The following is a 17,045-nucleotide window of genomic DNA, read 5'->3' on the forward strand; positions in this document are numbered from 1 at the left end:
CTACTGCCCCCTCCGGAGCCCGCCCGCCCCTGCCCGCCCGCCCCCGCCCGGCCTCCCGGATCCCGGCCTGCCGTTTCCCCGGCCTTCCGTTCCCCGGCCCTCCGCTTTCCGGTCTTTCGTTCTCCGGTCTCCCCGGTCCTGGTCTCCCCGGCCCCGGCCTCCCGTTCCCGGGACCCGCTTGTTCCGGGATCGCCTTCATTCCTGCCCGCCCGCTCTCACTGCCCGGCGATCAGCAGGCGTGCCGCCGCGGCCGCCGTGCGCGGGCCGACCCCCAGGGCCAGGGCCGCCCGCAGGTCGTCGCCGGTGTCCACGTCCTGGCGTACCGAAGGCACCGAGTCGAGCCGCAGTTCCACCGCCCCGGATTCCCGGTGGCGGCCGCGGGAACCGGTGCCGAAAGCCGGCCGCAATTCCTGCTCCGGGGCGACCGCGAGCAAGGTGGTGCCGATCTGTGCGGCGTCCGCGAGAAATGCGCGCGGGAATTCCGTCGCGGCCTCCAGGACCCGGGCCAGTTCCGTCGGCCGCAGTGCGGGCAGGTCCGCGTTCAGGGCCGCCACCGGGCGGGCCCCGCCGGCCGCCCGTACGGTCGCCGCACCGTGCGCCAGCGCGGCGTTCAGGCCGGCCCGCGGGGCGTCGGGGACGATCCGCGCGCCCAGCACCGCCAGCTCCCGTGCGGCCAGCCGGTCGTCCGTGACGACCGCCACATCCGCGACCGCGGGGCAGTCCAGCGCCGCCGCCACCGTGTCCTGGGCGAAGGCCAGGGCCAGGTGCGGGCGTACGCCGTCGTGGGCGGTGTCCGAGAGTCTGCTCTTGGCCCGCGACAGGGGCTTCAGGGGGATCACCAAGGTCCACTGCACGGGCGTTCGTCCCTCTCTCGTCGCGGACATTCTCCCTGGCCCATCGGGTCGCGGGCAGGCCGGGGCGTACGGTGTCCCTCGACAGACCGGCGGCCTGGGGCGACACTTGTGCGGCCCCCCGGCCCACAGGTCAGCCCTAGAGGAAGGTGTTCGTGTGCCCCGCCGCAGAATCGGCTTCTGGTACCGCTTCGCAGCGGTGATCTGCAAACCGCCGCTGGTGGTTCTGATCAAGCGGGACTGGCGTGGAATGGAGAACATGCCGAGGGAGGGCGGATTTATCACGGCGGTGAACCACAATTCGCACATCGACCCCTTCGCGTACGCCCACTTCCAGTACAACACCGGCCGCGTCCCGCGATTCCTCGCCAAGAGCGGGCTTTTCAAGAAGGGATTCGTCGGCGCCGCCATGCGCGGCACCGGGCAGATCCCCGTCTACCGGGAGAGCACGGACGCGCTGAGCGCCTTCCGCGCCGCGATCGACGCCGTGGAGCGCGGCGAGTGCGTCGCCTTCTACCCCGAGGGCACCCTCACCCGCGACCCCGACGGCTGGCCGATGACCGGCAAGACCGGTGCCGCCCGGGTCGCGCTGCAGACCCGGTGCCCGGTGATCCCGGTCGCCCAGTGGGGCGCCAACGAACTCCTGCCGCCCTACGCCAAGAAGCCCAGGCTGCTGCCCCGCAAGACCCACCACGTGCTGGCCGGGCCGCCGGTGGACCTCTCGCGCTTCTACGACCGCGACATGACCCCGGAGGTGCTGAAGGAGGCCACCGAGGTCATCATGGCCGCCGTCACGCGCCAGCTGGAGCACATCCGCGGCGAGAAGGCGCCGGCCGTGCCGTACGACCCGCGCCGCGAGCGGATCGAACAGCGCCGCAGGACCCAGGCGCAGACGGCACAGGGCCGGACCGGGGCCGCGCGGGAACAGGACGAGGCAGCGCGGGAGAAAGCGGTGCAGGAAGAGGGGCAGGGCACGTGAGCAAGCCGGACCAGCCGGTCAGGGCGGCCGTCTTCGGCACCGGATCGTGGGGCACCGCCTTCGCCGTGGTCCTCGCCGACGCCGGCTGCGACGTCACCCTGTGGGCCCGCCGCCCGGAGGTGGCCGAGGCGGTCAACTCCACCCGGACCAATCCGGACTACCTGCCCGGCATCGAACTCCCGCGTACCGTGCGGGCCACGACGGACCCCGCCGAGGCCGCCCGCGGCGCCGACTTCACGGTCCTCGCCGTCCCCTCCCAGACCCTGCGCGCCAACCTGGCCGCATGGCGGCCGCTGCTGGCCCCGGACACCGTCGTCGTCTCCCTGATGAAGGGCGTCGAACTCGGCTCCGCCATGCGCATGAGCGAGGTCGTCGAGGACGTCGTGAAGGTCGGGCCGGACCGCATCGCCGTGGTCACCGGACCCAACCTCGCCCGCGAGATCGCCGCCCGCATGCCGGCCGCCGCCGTGGTGGCCTGCACCGACGAGGCCGTCGCCCGCCGGCTCCAGGCCGCCTGCCACACCCCGTACTTCCGGCCGTACACCAACACCGACGTCGTCGGCTGCGAACTGGGCGGCGCCGTCAAGAACGTCATCGGCCTCGCCGTCGGCATCGCGGACGGCATGGGGCTCGGCGACAACGCCAAGGGCTCCCTCATCACGCGCGGGCTCGCCGAGACCACCCGCCTGGGCATGGCCCTGGGCGCCGACCCGCTGACCTTCTCCGGCCTGGCCGGCCTCGGCGACCTGGTGGCCACCTGCTCCTCGCCGCTCTCGCGCAACCACACCTTCGGCACCAACCTCGGCAAGGGCATGACGCTCCAGGAGACCATCGCGGTCACCAAGCAGACCGCCGAGGGCGTCAAGTCCTGTGAGTCGGTGCTGGATCTGGCCCGCCGGCACGGCGTCGACATGCCCCTGACCGAGACGGTCGTCGGCATCGTGCACGAAGGCAAATCCCCGAAGGACGCCCTCAAGGAGCTGATGTCGCGCAGCGCGAAGCCCGAACGACGCTGAGCGACCCGCGTTTCCCAGCCTGCCCCCGGGCCCTACCACCGGGTACTCTCATCGCGATATGAGCACCGAGAACCTCCCCCAGAGCCCCGAGCAGCCGCCTCGCAAGCCGCGCGTGGCCGTCGTCTGCGGCGGCCGCAGCTCCGAACACGGGATCTCCGTGGTCACCGCCGGTGCGGTGCTGCGCGCCATCGACCGGACCAAGTACGAGGTCCTGCCGATCGGCATCACCCGGGACGGCCGCTGGGCCCTGACCGCGGACGACCCGGACCGCATGGCGATCACCGACCGGCGTACGCCCAGCGTCGACGACCTCGCCGAGACCGGTGAGGGCGGCGTGGTGCTCCCCGTCGACCCGGGCAGCCGCGAAGTCGTCTACAGCGAGCCGGGCTCGGTGCCCAAGGCGCTCGGCGAGGTCGACGTCGTCTTCCCGGTGCTGCACGGCCCCTACGGCGAGGACGGCACCCTCCAGGGCCTGCTGGAGCTCTCCGGCGTGCCCTACGTCGGCTCGGGCGTGCTCGCCTCGGCCGTCGGCCAGGACAAGGAGTACATGAAGCGGGTGTTCACCTCCTTCGGGCTCAAGGTCGGCCCGTACGTGGTGATCCGCCCGCGCGAGTGGGCGGGGGACCGGTCGGCGGCCCGCAGGAAGATCGTCGACTTCGCCGGCGAGCACGGCTGGCCGCTGTTCGTGAAGCCCGCGCGCGCGGGCTCCTCGATCGGCATCACCAAGGTCGACGACCTCTCCGGCCTGGACGAGGCGATCGAGGAGGCCCGGCGGCACGACCCGAAGGTGCTCGTGGAGGCCGCGGTGCGCGGCCGGGAGATCGAGTGCGGGGTGCTGGAGTTCGAGGACGGCCCGCGCGCCTCCCTGCCGGCCGAGATCCCGCCGCCCCAGCAGCACGCGTACTACGACTTCGAGGCCAAGTACATCGACTCCACGCCCGGCATCGTGCCCGCCCCGCTCACCGGGGAGCAGACCGCCGAGGTGCGGCGGCTGGCGGTGGAGGCGTTCGAGGCGGCCTCCTGCGAGGGCCTGGTCCGCGCGGACTTCTTCCTCGACGAGGACGGCGAGTTCGTCATCAACGAGATCAACACCATGCCCGGCTTCACGCCCATCTCGATGTACCCGAAGATGTGGCAGGCCACCGGCGTCTCCTACGAGGAACTGGTGGACCGCCTCATCCAGGCGGCGCTGAACCGGTCGACCGGCCTGCGCTGAAAGCGCCCCGCACGGGGCGCGGGGGACCGGCACGCGGCTCCGCCGCGTGGGTGCGGGGCCGGCCGCCGGCCCGGGCCCCACGGCGGCCCCCCGCTCCTCGCACCCGGCGAAGATCTCAGTCGGCGATCCCCTCGGGGATCGCCTTCTTGACGGCCGGGGCCAGGGAGACCAGCGGGGCCACGCCGTTCCCGGTGCGGCTCGCGGGCAGGCTGACCTCGACGTAGGCCTTGCGCAGGGTGGTGGTGAAGCGGAACGAGCCGTCCGGCTGCTTCTGGAGCAGCCAGCCGACCCCGTCCACCTCCGCGCCGTCGGCCTCCGGGTCGTCCATCTCGGCGGGCCGGGGGACACCGCAGCGCAGTATGATCGCCGGGCTTCCCCAGCCCGCGGTGAGCGCGGAGCCGGGCCGCGGGTCCTTGCGGCTCAGCCCGTCCACTTTCTGCGGCAGTGCTCTGTCCAGGTTCCCGCACAGCTTCGCGACCGCCGTGTCCGGGCTGGGAACCGCAGCGGTGGCACGGTCGTCGCTTGAGGAGCAGCCCGCTGCGGTGATCAGCGCGGCGAGGGCGACGGGCAGGCCGAGCAGCCGGTGACGGAAGGAACTCACCGGCCCAAGGGTAGACGGGGGCTACAGATGCACGACCGGGCAGGTCAGGGTGCGGGTGATGCCCTCCACTTGCTGGACCTTGGCGACCACCATGCGGCCCAGGTCGTCGACGGTGTCGGCCTGCGCGCGCACGATGACGTCGTAGGGACCCGTCACGTCCTCGGCCTGGATCACTCCGGGCAGTTTGCTGATCGTCTCGGCGACGGTCGACGCCTTGCCGACCTCCGTCTGGATCAGGATGTACGCCTGTACCACGGAACCTCCAGGGCGGCCACGAGGATCATGTGGGGAAAAGGAACGCCACGGTATCGCGTCGCCGCACGCCACGGGGAGACCCGGGACCGACGTGGCCCGCGCGCCGGGGTGCAGGTAGGACTGAAGTCGACGGACACCACGACCGTAACGAGGCCCGCGCGGACGCGCGAGTGGGAACCCGACCGGGAACGCACAGGGACAGAAGGGGCGTAAGGGCAATGAAGGGCACTGTTGGTGAGCTCGGGGAGTTCGGGCTCATCAGGGAGCTCACCTCCCGTCTCACCACCACCCCGGCGGTCCGGGTCGGCCCCGGCGACGACGCCGCGGTGGTCGCCGCCCCCGACCGCAGGGTCGTGGCGAGCACCGACATACTCCTGGAGGGGCGGCACTTCCGCCGCGACTGGTCCACGGCGTACGACGTGGGCCGCAAGGCCGCCGCCCAGAACCTCGCGGACATCGCCGCCATGGGTGCCGTGCCGACCGCGCTGCTGCTCGGCCTGGTCGTCCCCGCCGAACTGCCGGTCACCTGGCCCACCGAGATGATGGACGGCCTGCGCGACGAGTGCCAGGTCGCCGGAGCCTCCGTGGTCGGCGGCGACGTGGTCCGCGGCGACACGATCATGGTGTCGATCACCGCCCTCGGCGACCTGCGCAACCACGAACCGGTGACCCGCGCGGGCGCCCAGCCCGGTGACCTCGTCGCCGTCACCGGCTGGCTGGGCTGGTCCGCCGCGGGGTACGCCGTGCTCTGCCGCGGCTTCCGCTCCCCGCGCGCCTTCGTCGAGGCCCACCGCAGGCCCGAACCGCCGTACCACGCGGGCCCGGCCGCCGCCGGACTCGGCGCGACCGCGATGTGCGACGTCAGCGACGGACTCATCGCCGACCTCGGGCACATCGCGGAGGCCAGCAAGGTCCGCATCGATGTCCGCTCCGGCGCCATCGACATCCCCTCGCAGATGAACGACATCGGGCAGGCCGTCGGCGTCGACCCGCTGCAGTGGGTGCTGACCGGGGGGGAGGACCACGCGATCGTGGCGACCTTCCCCCCGGACGTGAAACTGCCGGCCCGCTGGAAGGTGATCGGCGAAGTGCTCAACCCCTCGGCCCTGCCCCAGGTCACGGTCGACGGCGCCCCCTGGACCAAAAAGGGCGGCTGGGACCACTTCGGGGACATCGAGTCGTGAGCGCCGCGCCCCCCCGCGTCCTGACCGTCGCCGGTTCCGACTCCGGCGGCGGCGCAGGCATCCAGGCCGACCTGAAGACGATGCTCGCCCTCGGCGTGCACGGCATGAGCGTGCTCACCGCGGTCACCGCGCAGAACTCCCTCGGCGTGCAGGGCGCCTGGGAACTGCCCGTGGAGGCGGTCCGGGCCCAGTACCGCAGCGTCGTCGACGACATCGGCGTCCAGGCGGTCAAGACCGGCATGCTGTCCTCGGCGGAACTGGTCGAGACGGTCGCGGCGTTGCTGGCCGGCACGGACGCGCCCGTGGTCGTCGACCCCGTCGGCGTCTCCAAGCACGGCGATCCGCTGCTGGCCGCCTCCGCCCTGGAGTCGGTGCGCGCCGCGCTGCTGCCCACGGCCACCGTCGCCACCCCCAACCTCGACGAGGTCGCCCAACTCACCGGCGTCGAGGTCACCTCGGAGGACCAGCTGCGCGAGGCCGCCGACGCCGTCCTGGCGTACGGCCCGGCCTGGGTGCTGATCAAGGGCGGCCACCTCGCGGGAGACGCCGTCGACCTGCTCACCGACGGCCGTGAGGAACACTGGCTGCGCGCCCCGCGCCTCGACAACCGGCACACGCACGGCACGGGCTGCACCCTGGCCTCCGCCGTCGCCGCGCAGCTCGCCAAGGGGCAGTCCGTGCCCGAGGCCGTGAGGGCCGCCAAGGAGTACGTCACCGGGGCCATCGCGGCCGGCTTCGCGCTCGGCGGCGGGATCGGTCCCGTGGACCACGGCTGGAGGTTCCGCACACCGCACACCGCCGGGTAGCCCGCCGGCCCGACCGCGGTGGCCGCCCTCCCGGTGAGCCGCCTGACGGAACGGGCCACCCCGCGCGAGCCGGGCAGCCGGTCCGTCCGGCCCGGCGGCGTACGTGCCACCCGTCGGCGGCGCGCAGGCATTCCCCGATCCCGGCAGGCGGGCGCGGTGCGCGGCGTCCGGGTACGGCAAAAAGCCGGCCCACCTGACAGGTGGACCGGCTCAGTGCAGCGAACCGGCAGTGGCCGCGCGCTCAGCTGAGCGTCAGCGCGAGACCTTGCCGGCCTTGATGCACGAGGTGCAAGCGTTCACGCGCTTCGGCGTCCCGCCGACCACGGTACGCACACGCTGGATGTTCGGGTTCCAGCGACGGGACGTACGGCGGTGCGAGTGCGAGATGTTGTTGCCGAAGCCCGGCCCCTTGCCGCAGACGTCGCAGTTGGCAGCCACGGGTCACTCCAAAGACTTCAGATGCACTTACGGTTGATCCCGGCATGCCGGGATCAGGATCCGGAGGCTCGGAGAGCACGCTGAATCTGAGTGGCGGTGCCAGGGGGAAGAGCCCGACGGATCGGGCAACCGGAGCAGCATACAACGCCTGCTCCCGTACAACGAAACTACCATGGCGGCTCAGGGGCCCGCCCGGGCCCTCCTCCGGCGGGCGCCGCCCCTGGGTCTACGCTGCCGTCCGGTCCAGCAGCTCGAGGAGGCGCAGGTGGCGCAGGTGGCGCAGACGTTCGACGCGCCGGCGGTGCGCACCTGGTGCGGCCTGGCCCTGCGCGCCCTCGGCCGCGCGCGCGAGGAGATCGACGCGATCAACGTCTATCCCGTGGCCGACGGTGACACCGGCACCAATCTCTACCTGACCGCCGAGTCCGCCGCCGCGGCCGTCGAGGCCGTCTTCGCGGGCCACGAGGCGGGCGGCGCGGCGTCCGGCGGCCCCTCGCTCTCCGAGGCCGCGCGCGCGATGGCGCACGGGGCGCTCATCGGCGCCCGCGGCAACTCCGGCACGATCCTCGCCCAGCTGCTGCGCGGCATGGCGGAGGTGCTCGCCGCCGACGGTGACAGCGCCCACACCGACGGCCGCGGGCTGCGGCTCGCCCTGCGGCGGGCCGCCGACTCGGCCCGGCAGGCCGTGGCCCACCCCGTCGAGGGCACCGTCCTCTCGGTCGCCTCGGCCGCCGCCGACGCGGCCACCGGTGCCGAGGGCGACTGCGGGGCGGTGGCACGGGCGGCCTACGAGGGCGCGCGCACGGCCCTGGCCGCGACCCCCGGCCAACTGGCCGTCCTGGAGCGCGCCGGGGTGGTCGACGCGGGCGGACGCGGCCTGGTGGCCGTCCTCGCGGCCCTGGTCGAGACGTTCACGGGGCGGGCGCCGTCCGCCGGCCACGAGGCGCCCGCGGGGAAGACGCCCGCCTCCCGGGGGCCGGGCGCGCGGAGCGGGCCGGGGGAGGGCGGCGCCCCGCCGGTGCGCGCGGCCGGAAACCGGTCCGTCGTCCCGCACGCGCGCGTGCGGGACGACGCCGAACCCGCCGAGACTCCCGGGTCCTGCGCGGCGGCCGGGCCCCCGGCGCCCTGCCCGCCCACCGCCTCCGCCGCCCCTTCGGCCGCCTCCGCGGGCGGCGGCCCCGCCTTCGAGGTCACCTACCTCCTGGAGGCCGAGGACCTCGCCGTCGCCCGGCTGCGGCAGCGGCTCGACGCGCTCGGGGACTCCCTGGTCGTGGTGGGCGGCGACGGGCTGTGGAACGTCCACGTGCACGTGGACGACGCCGGGGCCGCGGTGGAGGCCGGTGTGGAGGCCGGCCGTCCGCACCGGATCCGGATCACGCACTTCGGCGCGGGCGACGCGCACACCGCCGCCACCGCCGAGCGGACGCGCGAGCCCGCCCCGCGCGCGGTGGTGGCCGTCGTCCCGGGCGAGGGGCTGGCCGCACTGTGCGCCGAGGCCGGGGCGATGCCGGTGCTCGCCCGCCCGGGCGAGCCGCCGGCCAGCGGCGAGCTGGTGGAGGCCCTGCGGCGGGCGCACGCGCGCGAGGTGGTGCTGCTGCCCAACGACGCCGAGCTGCGCGACACCGCCGCCGCGGCGGCCGAGCAGGCCCGCCGCGAGGGCATCCGGGTCGCCCTCATCCCGACCCGCTCGGCGGTCCAGGGCATCGCCGCCCTCGCCGTGCACGAGCCCGGCCGCCGCTTCGACGAGGACGTCGTGGCCATGACCGCGGCCGCCGGGGCCACCCGCCACGCCGAGGTCGTCGTCGCCGAGCACCGCTCCTGGACCACCGCCGGCATCTGCCAGGCCGGGGACGTCCTCGGCCTCATCGACGGCGACGTCGCGGTCATCGGCCCGGACGTCACCGCCACCGCCCGGACCGTCCTGGACCGGATGCTCGCGGCCGGCGGCGAACTGGTCACCCTCGTCCTCGGCGACGAGGTCCCCGACACCGTCGCCGGCGACCTCGAAGCCCGCGTCCGCGACTCCTACCTGGCCGTCGACACGGTCGTCTACCGGGGCGGCAGGCAGGGCGCCCTGCTGCTCATCGGCGTGGAGTAGCGGCCCGGCGCCGCCCTCCTCCTCCCGCCCGCGCCTGCCGCGCGGGGAGGCCGGCTGAGCCTCGTCCACAGCCCGGGCACCCCGCGCGACCAGGGGTTTCCCCGGACGGCTACGGCATTGTCGGTGCGGTGGTGTGCAATGGATCTCGTGCCCGCACTGCCAGAACCACTGCGCCAACCGCTCAAGTCGGTGCTCGGCCCCGCCACCGCGAAGGTGATGGCCGAGCACCTCGGCCTGCACACCGTCGGTGACCTCCTCCACCACTACCCCCGCAGATACGAGGAGCGCGGCCAGCTCACCCACCTCGCCGACCTCCCGATGGACGAGCACGTCACCGTGGTCGCCCAGGTCGCCGACGCCCGCCTGCACACCTTCGCCTCCTCCCGGGCGCCGCGCGGCAAGGGCCAGCGCCTGGAGGTGACGATCACCGACGGCAGCGGCCGGCTCCAGCTGGTCTTCTTCGGCAACGGCGTGCACAAACCCCACAAGGAACTGCTGCCGGGCACCCGCGCGCTGTTCGCGGGCAAGGTCTCCGTCTTCAACCGGCGCCTCCAGCTGGCCCACCCCGCCTACGAACTGCTCCAGGGTGACGCCGAGGAGACCGTCGAGTCCTGGGCCGGCGCCCTCATCCCGATCTACCCGGCGACCGCCAAACTGGAGTCCTGGAAGATCGGCAAGGCCGTCCAGACCGTCCTGCCCAGCGCCCAGGAGGCCGTCGACCCGCTGCCCGCCGCCCTGCGCGCCGGCCGCGGCCTGGTCACCCTCCCCGAGGCCCTGCTCAAGATCCACCGCCCGCACACCAAGGCGGACGTCGCCGACGCCCGCGCCCGCCTCAAGTGGGACGAGGCGTTCGTCCTCCAGGTCGCCCTGGCCCGCCGCAGGCACGCCGAGACGCAGCTTCCCGCCGTGCCCAGGAAGCCCGGCCCGCACGGCCTGCTCGCCGCCTTCGACGACCGCCTCCCGTTCACCCTCACCGAAGGCCAGCGCAAGGTCTCCCGGGAGATCTTCGACGACCTCGCCACCGACCACCCCATGCACCGGCTGCTCCAGGGCGAGGTGGGGTCGGGCAAGACCCTGGTGGCCCTGCGCGCCATGCTCGCCGTCGTGGACGCGGGCGGACAGGCCGCGATGCTCGCGCCCACCGAGGTGCTCGCCCAGCAGCACCACCGGTCGGTCACCGAGATGATGGGTGAGCTGGCCGAGGGAGGGATGCTGGGCGGCGCCGAGCACGCCACCAAGGTGGTGCTGCTCACCGGCTCCATGGGCGCCGCCGCCCGCCGGCGGGCCCTGCTCGACCTGGCCACCGGCGAGGCAGGCCTGGTGATCGGCACCCACGCGCTGATCGAGGACAAGGTGCAGTTCCACGACCTCGGACTCGTCGTCGTGGACGAACAGCACCGCTTCGGCGTCGAGCAGCGCGACGCCCTGCGCGGCAAGGGCAAGCAGCCACCGCACCTGCTGGTCATGACCGCCACCCCCATTCCGCGCACGGTCGCGATGACCGTCTTCGGCGACCTGGAGACCTCCGTCCTGGACCAGCTCCCGGCCGGCCGCTCGCCCATCGCCAGCCACGTCGTCCCGGCCGCCGACAAACCGCACTTCCTCGCGCGCGCCTGGGAGCGGGTGCGCGAAGAGGTGTCCCAGGGGCACCAGGCCTACGTCGTCTGCCCGCGCATCGGGGACGAGGAGGAGGGCCCCGGGAAGGCCGCCGGGAAGAAGCCTCCGGAGGAAGGCGCCGACAAGCGTCCCCCGCTCGCGGTCCTGGACGTGGCCGAGCAGCTCGCGAAGGGACCCCTGCAGGGGCTGAAGGTCGAGGTGCTGCACGGCAGGATGCAGCCCGACGACAAGGACGCGGTCATGCGCCGCTTCGCCGCGGGCGACACCGACGTGCTGGTCGCCACCACCGTCATCGAGGTCGGCGTCAACGTCCCCAACGCCACCGTGATGGTGATCACCGACGCCGACCGCTTCGGCGTCTCCCAGCTGCACCAGCTGCGCGGCCGGGTCGGCCGCGGCTCGGCGCCCGGCCTGTGCCTGCTGGTCACCGAGATGCCCGAGGCGAGCGCCGCCCGCCAGCGGCTGAACGCGGTGGCGGCCACCCTCGACGGCTTCGAACTCTCCCGCATCGACCTCGAACAGCGCCGCGAGGGCGACGTCCTCGGCCAGGCCCAGTCCGGCGCGCGCACCAGCCTGCGGGTGCTCGCCGTCATCGAGGACGAGGAGATCATCGCCCAGGCCCGCGAGGAGGCCGCCGCCGTGGTGGCCGCCGACCCCGCCCTGGAGCACCTGCCCGGGCTGCGCACGGCCCTGGACGCCCTGCTGGACGAGGACAGGGAGCAGTACCTGGAAAAGGGCTGAACAGACCGGACAACACCGGCCCAGGGGCGCGGCAGACCGCGCGACCGGCCACACTGAACGCAAAGCCGCTCACCATCAAGGACCTCAGATGACCCGCGTGATCGCCGGCAAAGCCGGCGGACGTCGCCTTGCCGTCCCGCAGGGAGGCCGCACCCGCCCCACCTCCGACCGCGCGCGCGAAGGCCTGTTCTCCACCTGGCAGTCCCTGCTCGGCGGCCCGCTGGAGGGCGAACGGGTCCTCGACCTGTACGCCGGATCGGGCGCCGTCGGTCTGGAGGCCCTGTCCCGCGGCGCCGGGCACGTCCTCCTCGTCGAGGCCGACGCCCGCGCCGCCCGCACCGTCCGGGAGAACGTGAAGGCCATCGGCCTGCCCGGCGCGGAGGTGCGCGCCGGCCGCGCGGAGCAGGCCGTCCAGTCACCGCCCCCGGCCGGCCCGTACGACATCGTCTTCCTCGACCCGCCGTACGCCGTCTCCGACGACGATCTTCGGGAGATTCTGCTCACACTCCGCTCTCAGGGGTGGCTCGCCGCAGGGGCCCTCGTCACCGTGGAGCGCAGCACCAGAGGCGGCGAGTTCGGGTGGCCGCCCGGCTTCGACGCGATCCGGGCCCGCCGCTACGGCGAGGGAACGTTTTGGTACGGTCGCGCCGCCTCTACGTGCGAAGACGCACGATGACCGGACCGGAGAGCGAGGGATCTCAAGTGCGCCGCGCCGTCTGTCCCGGGTCGTTCGACCCGATCACCAATGGACACCTCGACATCATTGCCCGCGCCTCCCGTCTGTACGACGAGGTCTACGTGGCGGTGATGATCAACCAGTCCAAGAAGGGCCTGTTCGAGATCGAGGAGCGCATCGACCTCATCCGCCAGGTCACCGCCGACTACGGCAACGTCCGCGTCGAGTCCTTCCACGGCCTCCTCGTCGACTTCTGCAAGCAGCGCGAGATCCCCGCCATCGTCAAGGGCCTGCGCGCGGTCAGCGACTTCGACTACGAGCTGCAGATGGCCCAGATGAACAACGGCCTCTCCGGCGTCGAGACGCTCTTCGTGCCGACCAACCCCACCTACAGCTTCCTGTCGTCCTCCCTGGTGAAGGAGGTCGCGGCCTGGGGCGGCGACATCGCCCACCTGGTGCCCGACGTGGTCCTGCGGGCGCTGACCGCCCGGCTGGAGAAGAAGTGACGTCCTGACGGCCCGTCACCCGGTGTCCGGCGGCAGCCTCATGGTCGTACAGTCGTCCCGTCCGTTACCCGCACATCGGTAGAGAGTGGCGAGCACACCGTGGACGTGCAGAAGAAGCTCGACGAGATCGTGACGAGGGTCTCCGGCGCCCGGTCCATGCCCATGTCGGCCTCGTGCGTGGTCAACCGCGCCGAACTGCTCGCGCTGCTCGACGAGGTGCGCCAGGCCCTGCCCGGTTCGCTGGCACAGGCCCAGGAGCTGATCGGCGACCGTGAGCAGATGGTCGAGGAGGCCCGGCGCGAGGCCGAGCGGATCATCGAGACGGCGCACGCCGAGCGCGGCTCGCTGATCTCCGACACCGAGGTGGCCCGCCGCTCCCAGGCGGAGGCCGACCGGATCCTCTCGGAGGCCCGCCGGGAGGCCGAGGAGGTCCGCGCCGAGGCCGACGACTACGTCGACTCCAAGCTCGCCAACTTCGAGGTGGTCCTCACCAAGACCCTCGGCTCGGTCGGCCGCGGCCGGGAGAAGCTGCTGGGCACCGGCCCCGGCCTGAACGAGGACGGCTACGAGGACGAGGACGCCCCCGAGCGCAGCCACGACCCGGAGACCCTGCGCCGCGACGCCGACGCCTACGTCGACGCCAAGCTGGGCGCCTTCGAGGCCGTGCTCGCCAAGACGCTGGAGGCCGTCGGCCGCGGCCGGCAGAAGCTGCACGGCCGCATCGCCACCGACGACCTCGGCGCCCTCGCCGACGACACCAGCACCGTGCAGCACTCCAGCGACGCCGACTACCTCGCCGGTCTCGCGGACCTCACCGAGAGTCCCGCCGCCCCGGCCGCCGAGCGGCCCGACCGCCCGCAGCAGCCGCAGCAGCCGGTGTACGAGCCCCAGCCCGCCTACGGCTACCAGCAGCCCCAGCCCGCCCAGGGCGATCCCTACGGCGGCTACCAGCAGGGTTACGGCGGCCAGCAGGACCCGTACGGCTACCAGCAGGCCGACCCCTACGGCTACCAGGGGGGATACGACCCCGGCCAGAGCGGCGCCTACGACCCGCACCAGCCCCAGCAGGCGCACGAGACGCAGCAGGCCCACGACGTCCAGCAGGCGCACCAGGGCCGGCAGGCGCAGCAGAGCCCGTCCCACCAGGGGTACGCGCTCGACGAGACCAGCCTCTTCGACACGGGCATGATCAGCGCAGAGCAGCTGCGGGCCTACGAACAGGGGCGCGGCCTGTAGCTCCGGGCCGCCGTGCTCCGGCCCCGGGGACCGGATTGGGCCGAGAGCGAAAGGTCAAGTATCCTGGCTCTTCGGTCGCGCGTAAGTGCGCGGTCAGCGCTGCCCGGGTGCACCTCCGAGGCGGCGTCCCTCCGAGTTCGGAAACCGAAAGCAGGAATGGCTCACAGCTCCCGCCTCGACCACCGCAACCCTCTCGTGTTCGACACACATGAGCTGGGGCGGCGGCCCGGCGCGCTGCAGCGCCTGACCCGCGAGGTCCCGGCCCCCCGGGACCTCGGTATCCACGGAGTGATCGGAGTGCCGGAAGGCGCCCCGGTGGAACTCGAACTCCGGCTCGAGTCGGTCATGGAAGGTGTGCTCGTCACAGGCACCGCCCGTGCACAGGCCGAGGGGGAGTGCGTAAGGTGTCTGGAGCCGGTCGGGCTTGCGCTCGAAGCGGACTTCCAGGAGATGTTCTCGTACCCTGACGCCGACGACCGGGGCCGCGTGATCGCGGAACCGGGCGACGACGCCGAGGACGACGAGGACAGGCTCCTTCTCGAGGACGGACTCTTCGACCTCGAACCTCTGCTGCGCGATGCGGTGGTGCTCGCACTGCCGATGCAGCCGGTGTGCCAGGAAGACTGCCCGGGCCTGTGCTCCCAGTGCGGAGTACGGCTCGCGGACGACCCGGACCACCACCACGACGCCGTCGACATCCGTTGGGCGGCTTTGCAGGGACTCGCCGGCACCACGTCGGACGGCGAGAAGGACGAGATGAGCGGCGCCGAAGCGGGCGTCGACGAGAAGCAGGAGAAGTAGCCGTGGCTGTTCCGAAGCGGAAGATGTCGCGCAGCAACACGCGCCACCGCCGGTCGCAGTGGAAGGCTGCGGTCCCCACCCTGGTTGCGTGCGAGCGCTGCCACGAGCCCAAGCTGCAGCACATCGCGTGCCCGTCTTGCGGCACCTACAACAAGCGCCAGGTCCTCGAGGTCTGAGCGGCTGGTGAGAGGCACCGTGTCCACTGCCAAGAAGGCGGCTGACGCCGACGCCAGCAGTTCCCGCCGACGCGGGGGTGTTCCGTCGGACAACACGGCCTCGTCCCACACGCTTCTGGAAGGGCGGCTCGGCTACCAGCTCGAGTCCGCCCTTCTGGTGCGCGCGCTGACCCACCGTTCCTACGCGTACGAGAACGGCGGCCTGCCGACGAACGAGCGGCTGGAGTTCCTCGGTGACTCCGTCCTCGGCCTCGTCGTCACGGACACGCTGTACCGCACCCACCCCGACCTGCCCGAGGGCCAGCTGGCCAAGCTGCGGGCCGCGGTGGTCAACTCGCGTGCGCTGGCGGAAGTGGGCCGCGGACTCGACCTGGGTTCCTTCATCCGGCTCGGCCGGGGCGAAGAGGGCACGGGCGGCCGGGACAAGGCCTCCATCCTCGCCGACACCCTCGAAGCGGTGATCGGCGCGGTCTATCTCGACCAGGGCCTCGACGCGGCCTCCGAACTGGTGCACCGCCTGTTCGACCCGCTGATCGAGAAGTCCTCGAACCTCGGAGCCGGCCTGGACTGGAAGACCAGCCTCCAGGAACTCACCGCGACCGAAGGGCTCGGAGTACCCGAGTACCTGGTCACGGAGACCGGCCCCGACCACGAGAAGACCTTCACTGCTGCCGCCCGCGTCGGAGGCGTCTCGTACGGCACCGGCACCGGCCGCAGCAAGAAGGAGGCGGAGCAGCAGGCCGCCGAGTCCGCCTGGCGGGCCATCAAGGCCGCCGCGGACGAGCGCGCCAAGGCGGCCGAGCAGGCCGCCGCCCAGGACGGCGACCCGTCGTCCGCCACCGCCTGACCGGTACGAGCAGTACAGCGTGACCGAGCGCCCGCCCCGAGCCCACGGCTCCGGGCGGGCGCTCGGATTCGTCCAGCGGACCGTGGGGTCACGGTCCTGACGGGGGTCCCGATGCCCGAGTTGCCCGAGGTCGAGGTCGTCCGGCGCGGCCTGGAACGGTGGGTCTCCCACCGCACCGTCGCCGACGTCGAGGTGCTGCACCCGCGCGCCGTACGCCGGCACGTCGCGGGCGCCGACGACTTCGCGCACCGCCTCAAGGGCCACCACATCGCCGCCGCCGCCCGGCGCGGCAAGTACCTGTGGCTGCCGCTGGAGGAGACCAACCAGTCCGTCCTCGCCCACCTCGGCATGAGCGGCCAGCTGCTGGTGCAGCCGCACGAGGCGCCCGACGAGAAGCACCTGCGCATCCGCGTCCGGTTCGCCGACTCCCTCGGCACCGAGCTGCGTTTCGTGGACCAGCGCACCTTCGGCGGTCTCTCCCTGCACGACAACACACCGGACGGCCTGCCCGACGTCATCGCGCACATCGCCCGTGACCCCCTCGATCCGCTGTTCGACGACGAGGCGTTCCACCAGGCACTGCGCCGCAAGCGCACCACGATCAAACGGGCCCTGCTCGACCAGTCGCTGATCAGCGGCGTCGGCAACATCTACGCCGACGAGGCGCTGTGGCGGGCGCGCCTGCACTACGAGCGTCCCACCACCGGCTTCACCCGCCCGCGCACGGCCGAACTCCTCGGTCACATCAGGGACGTGATGAACGCGGCGCTCGCGGTCGGCGGCACCAGTTTCGACAGCCTGTATGTCAACGTCAACGGCGAATCCGGCTACTTCGAACGCTCCCTGGACGCCTACGGCCGCGAGGGCATGCCCTGCCGCCGCTGCGCCACGCCGATGCGCCGCCGTCCCTGGATGAACCGTTCCAGCTACTACTGCCCGAAGTGCCAGCCCGCACCGCGCACGCGGGCGGCCGCGCCCGGGCCGTCCGGCCGGGGCTGAGC

General features: G+C 73.1%; 17 protein-coding genes and 1 pseudogene. 14 read left to right on the plus strand and 4 right to left on the minus strand.

Features of this window, described 5'->3' with window-relative positions:
• Positions 1-215: 215 nt before the first annotated feature.
• Positions 216-854 (minus strand): 2-phospho-L-lactate guanylyltransferase, encoded by a 639-nt coding sequence (cofC, locus tag IG64_RS30670; RefSeq protein ID WP_037862128.1) that lies wholly within the window; start codon positions 852-854, stop codon positions 216-218.
• Positions 855-1,008: 154 nt separating this feature from the next.
• Between cofC and IG64_RS30675 the strand changes: the two genes are divergently transcribed.
• From IG64_RS30675 to IG64_RS30685, 3 genes are read left to right on the plus strand one after another with little or no spacing between them, the layout of a single operon-like run.
• Complete coding sequence (locus IG64_RS30675) at positions 1,009-1,830, plus strand: lysophospholipid acyltransferase family protein (RefSeq protein ID WP_037862130.1); 822 nt, start codon at positions 1,009-1,011, stop codon at positions 1,828-1,830.
• On the plus strand, positions 1,827-2,846 hold the full coding sequence (locus IG64_RS30680; protein WP_037862132.1) for an NAD(P)H-dependent glycerol-3-phosphate dehydrogenase: 1,020 nt from the start codon (positions 1,827-1,829) through the stop codon (positions 2,844-2,846). Before IG64_RS30675 ends, IG64_RS30680 begins: the two co-directional genes overlap by 4 nt.
• A gap of 58 nt (positions 2,847-2,904) precedes the next feature.
• Positions 2,905-4,062, plus strand: a complete 1,158-nt coding sequence (locus IG64_RS30685) for a D-alanine--D-alanine ligase family protein (protein WP_037862134.1) — start codon at positions 2,905-2,907, stop codon at positions 4,060-4,062.
• A 115-nt stretch (positions 4,063-4,177) separates the two neighbouring features.
• Here IG64_RS30685 and IG64_RS30690 read toward each other — a convergent pair whose 3' ends face one another.
• Both IG64_RS30690 and IG64_RS30695 read right to left on the minus strand, forming a co-directional pair.
• Positions 4,178-4,663, minus strand: a complete 486-nt coding sequence (locus tag IG64_RS30690; protein WP_037862136.1) for a DUF3515 domain-containing protein — start codon at positions 4,661-4,663, stop codon at positions 4,178-4,180.
• Positions 4,664-4,684: 21 nt separating this feature from the next.
• The gene (locus tag IG64_RS30695) at positions 4,685-4,918 is read right to left on the minus strand and encodes an Lrp/AsnC family transcriptional regulator (protein ID WP_030168388.1); all 234 of its coding nucleotides are present in this window, start codon (positions 4,916-4,918) and stop codon (positions 4,685-4,687) included.
• A gap of 218 nt (positions 4,919-5,136) precedes the next feature.
• Between IG64_RS30695 and IG64_RS30700 the strand changes: the two genes are divergently transcribed.
• Together IG64_RS30700 and thiD are read left to right on the plus strand one after the other, a co-directional pair.
• Positions 5,137-6,102: a thiamine-phosphate kinase gene (locus IG64_RS30700; protein ID WP_037862137.1), complete on the plus strand. Its 966-nt coding sequence runs from the start codon at positions 5,137-5,139 to the stop codon at positions 6,100-6,102.
• Complete coding sequence (gene thiD / locus IG64_RS30705; protein ID WP_037862138.1) at positions 6,099-6,908, plus strand: bifunctional hydroxymethylpyrimidine kinase/phosphomethylpyrimidine kinase; 810 nt, start codon at positions 6,099-6,101, stop codon at positions 6,906-6,908. Before IG64_RS30700 ends, thiD begins: the two co-directional genes overlap by 4 nt.
• Positions 6,909-7,160: 252 nt before the next feature.
• Here thiD and rpmB read toward each other — a convergent pair whose 3' ends face one another.
• Complete coding sequence (gene rpmB / locus IG64_RS30710; RefSeq protein WP_003993230.1) at positions 7,161-7,346, minus strand: 50S ribosomal protein L28; 186 nt, start codon at positions 7,344-7,346, stop codon at positions 7,161-7,163.
• 265 nt (positions 7,347-7,611) lie between these two features.
• On the opposite strand from rpmB, the gene IG64_RS30715 reads away from it, so the two are divergent.
• The 9 genes and pseudogenes from IG64_RS30715 to mutM all read left to right on the plus strand — a co-directional run bounded on the left by IG64_RS30715 (position 7,612) and on the right by mutM (position 17,043).
• A complete protein-coding gene (locus IG64_RS30715; protein ID WP_037862139.1) occupies positions 7,612-9,444 on the plus strand; it encodes a DAK2 domain-containing protein in 1,833 nt (610 codons plus the stop codon).
• 138 nt (positions 9,445-9,582) lie between these two features.
• Entirely contained in the window at positions 9,583-11,802 is a 2,220-nt protein-coding gene (recG, locus tag IG64_RS30720) for an ATP-dependent DNA helicase RecG (RefSeq protein WP_037862140.1), read from the plus strand.
• Between the two features lie 85 nt (positions 11,803-11,887).
• Positions 11,888-12,478 (plus strand): annotated as a pseudogene (rsmD, locus tag IG64_RS30725) (16S rRNA (guanine(966)-N(2))-methyltransferase RsmD); the annotation flags it as partial.
• 26 nt (positions 12,479-12,504) lie between these two features.
• A complete protein-coding gene (coaD, locus tag IG64_RS30730; RefSeq protein ID WP_037862143.1) occupies positions 12,505-12,984 on the plus strand; it encodes a pantetheine-phosphate adenylyltransferase in 480 nt (159 codons plus the stop codon).
• 99 nt (positions 12,985-13,083) lie between these two features.
• A complete protein-coding gene (locus tag IG64_RS30735; protein ID WP_037862145.1) occupies positions 13,084-14,220 on the plus strand; it encodes an ATP synthase F0 subunit B in 1,137 nt (378 codons plus the stop codon).
• Positions 14,221-14,376: 156 nt separating this feature from the next.
• A complete protein-coding gene (locus IG64_RS30740) occupies positions 14,377-15,021 on the plus strand; it encodes a YceD family protein (RefSeq protein ID WP_037862147.1) in 645 nt (214 codons plus the stop codon).
• Between the two features lie 2 nt (positions 15,022-15,023).
• Positions 15,024-15,197 carry a 50S ribosomal protein L32 gene (gene rpmF / locus IG64_RS30745; RefSeq protein ID WP_007493396.1) on the plus strand — a complete coding sequence of 58 codons (174 nt, stop codon included), beginning with the start codon at positions 15,024-15,026 and terminating at the stop codon, positions 15,195-15,197.
• 7 nt (positions 15,198-15,204) lie between these two features.
• A complete protein-coding gene (gene rnc, locus IG64_RS30750; protein ID WP_199811685.1) occupies positions 15,205-16,044 on the plus strand; it encodes a ribonuclease III in 840 nt (279 codons plus the stop codon).
• A 111-nt stretch (positions 16,045-16,155) separates the two neighbouring features.
• The gene (gene mutM / locus IG64_RS30755) at positions 16,156-17,043 is read left to right on the plus strand and encodes a bifunctional DNA-formamidopyrimidine glycosylase/DNA-(apurinic or apyrimidinic site) lyase (protein ID WP_037862151.1); all 888 of its coding nucleotides are present in this window, start codon (positions 16,156-16,158) and stop codon (positions 17,041-17,043) included.
• The last annotated feature ends 2 nt before the right edge of the window (positions 17,044-17,045 follow it).

Origin of the sequence: Streptomyces sp. NRRL S-340 (genome assembly GCF_000720185.1) — a bacterium.
In the GTDB taxonomy this organism is placed as follows: domain Bacteria; phylum Actinomycetota; class Actinomycetes; order Streptomycetales; family Streptomycetaceae; genus Streptomyces.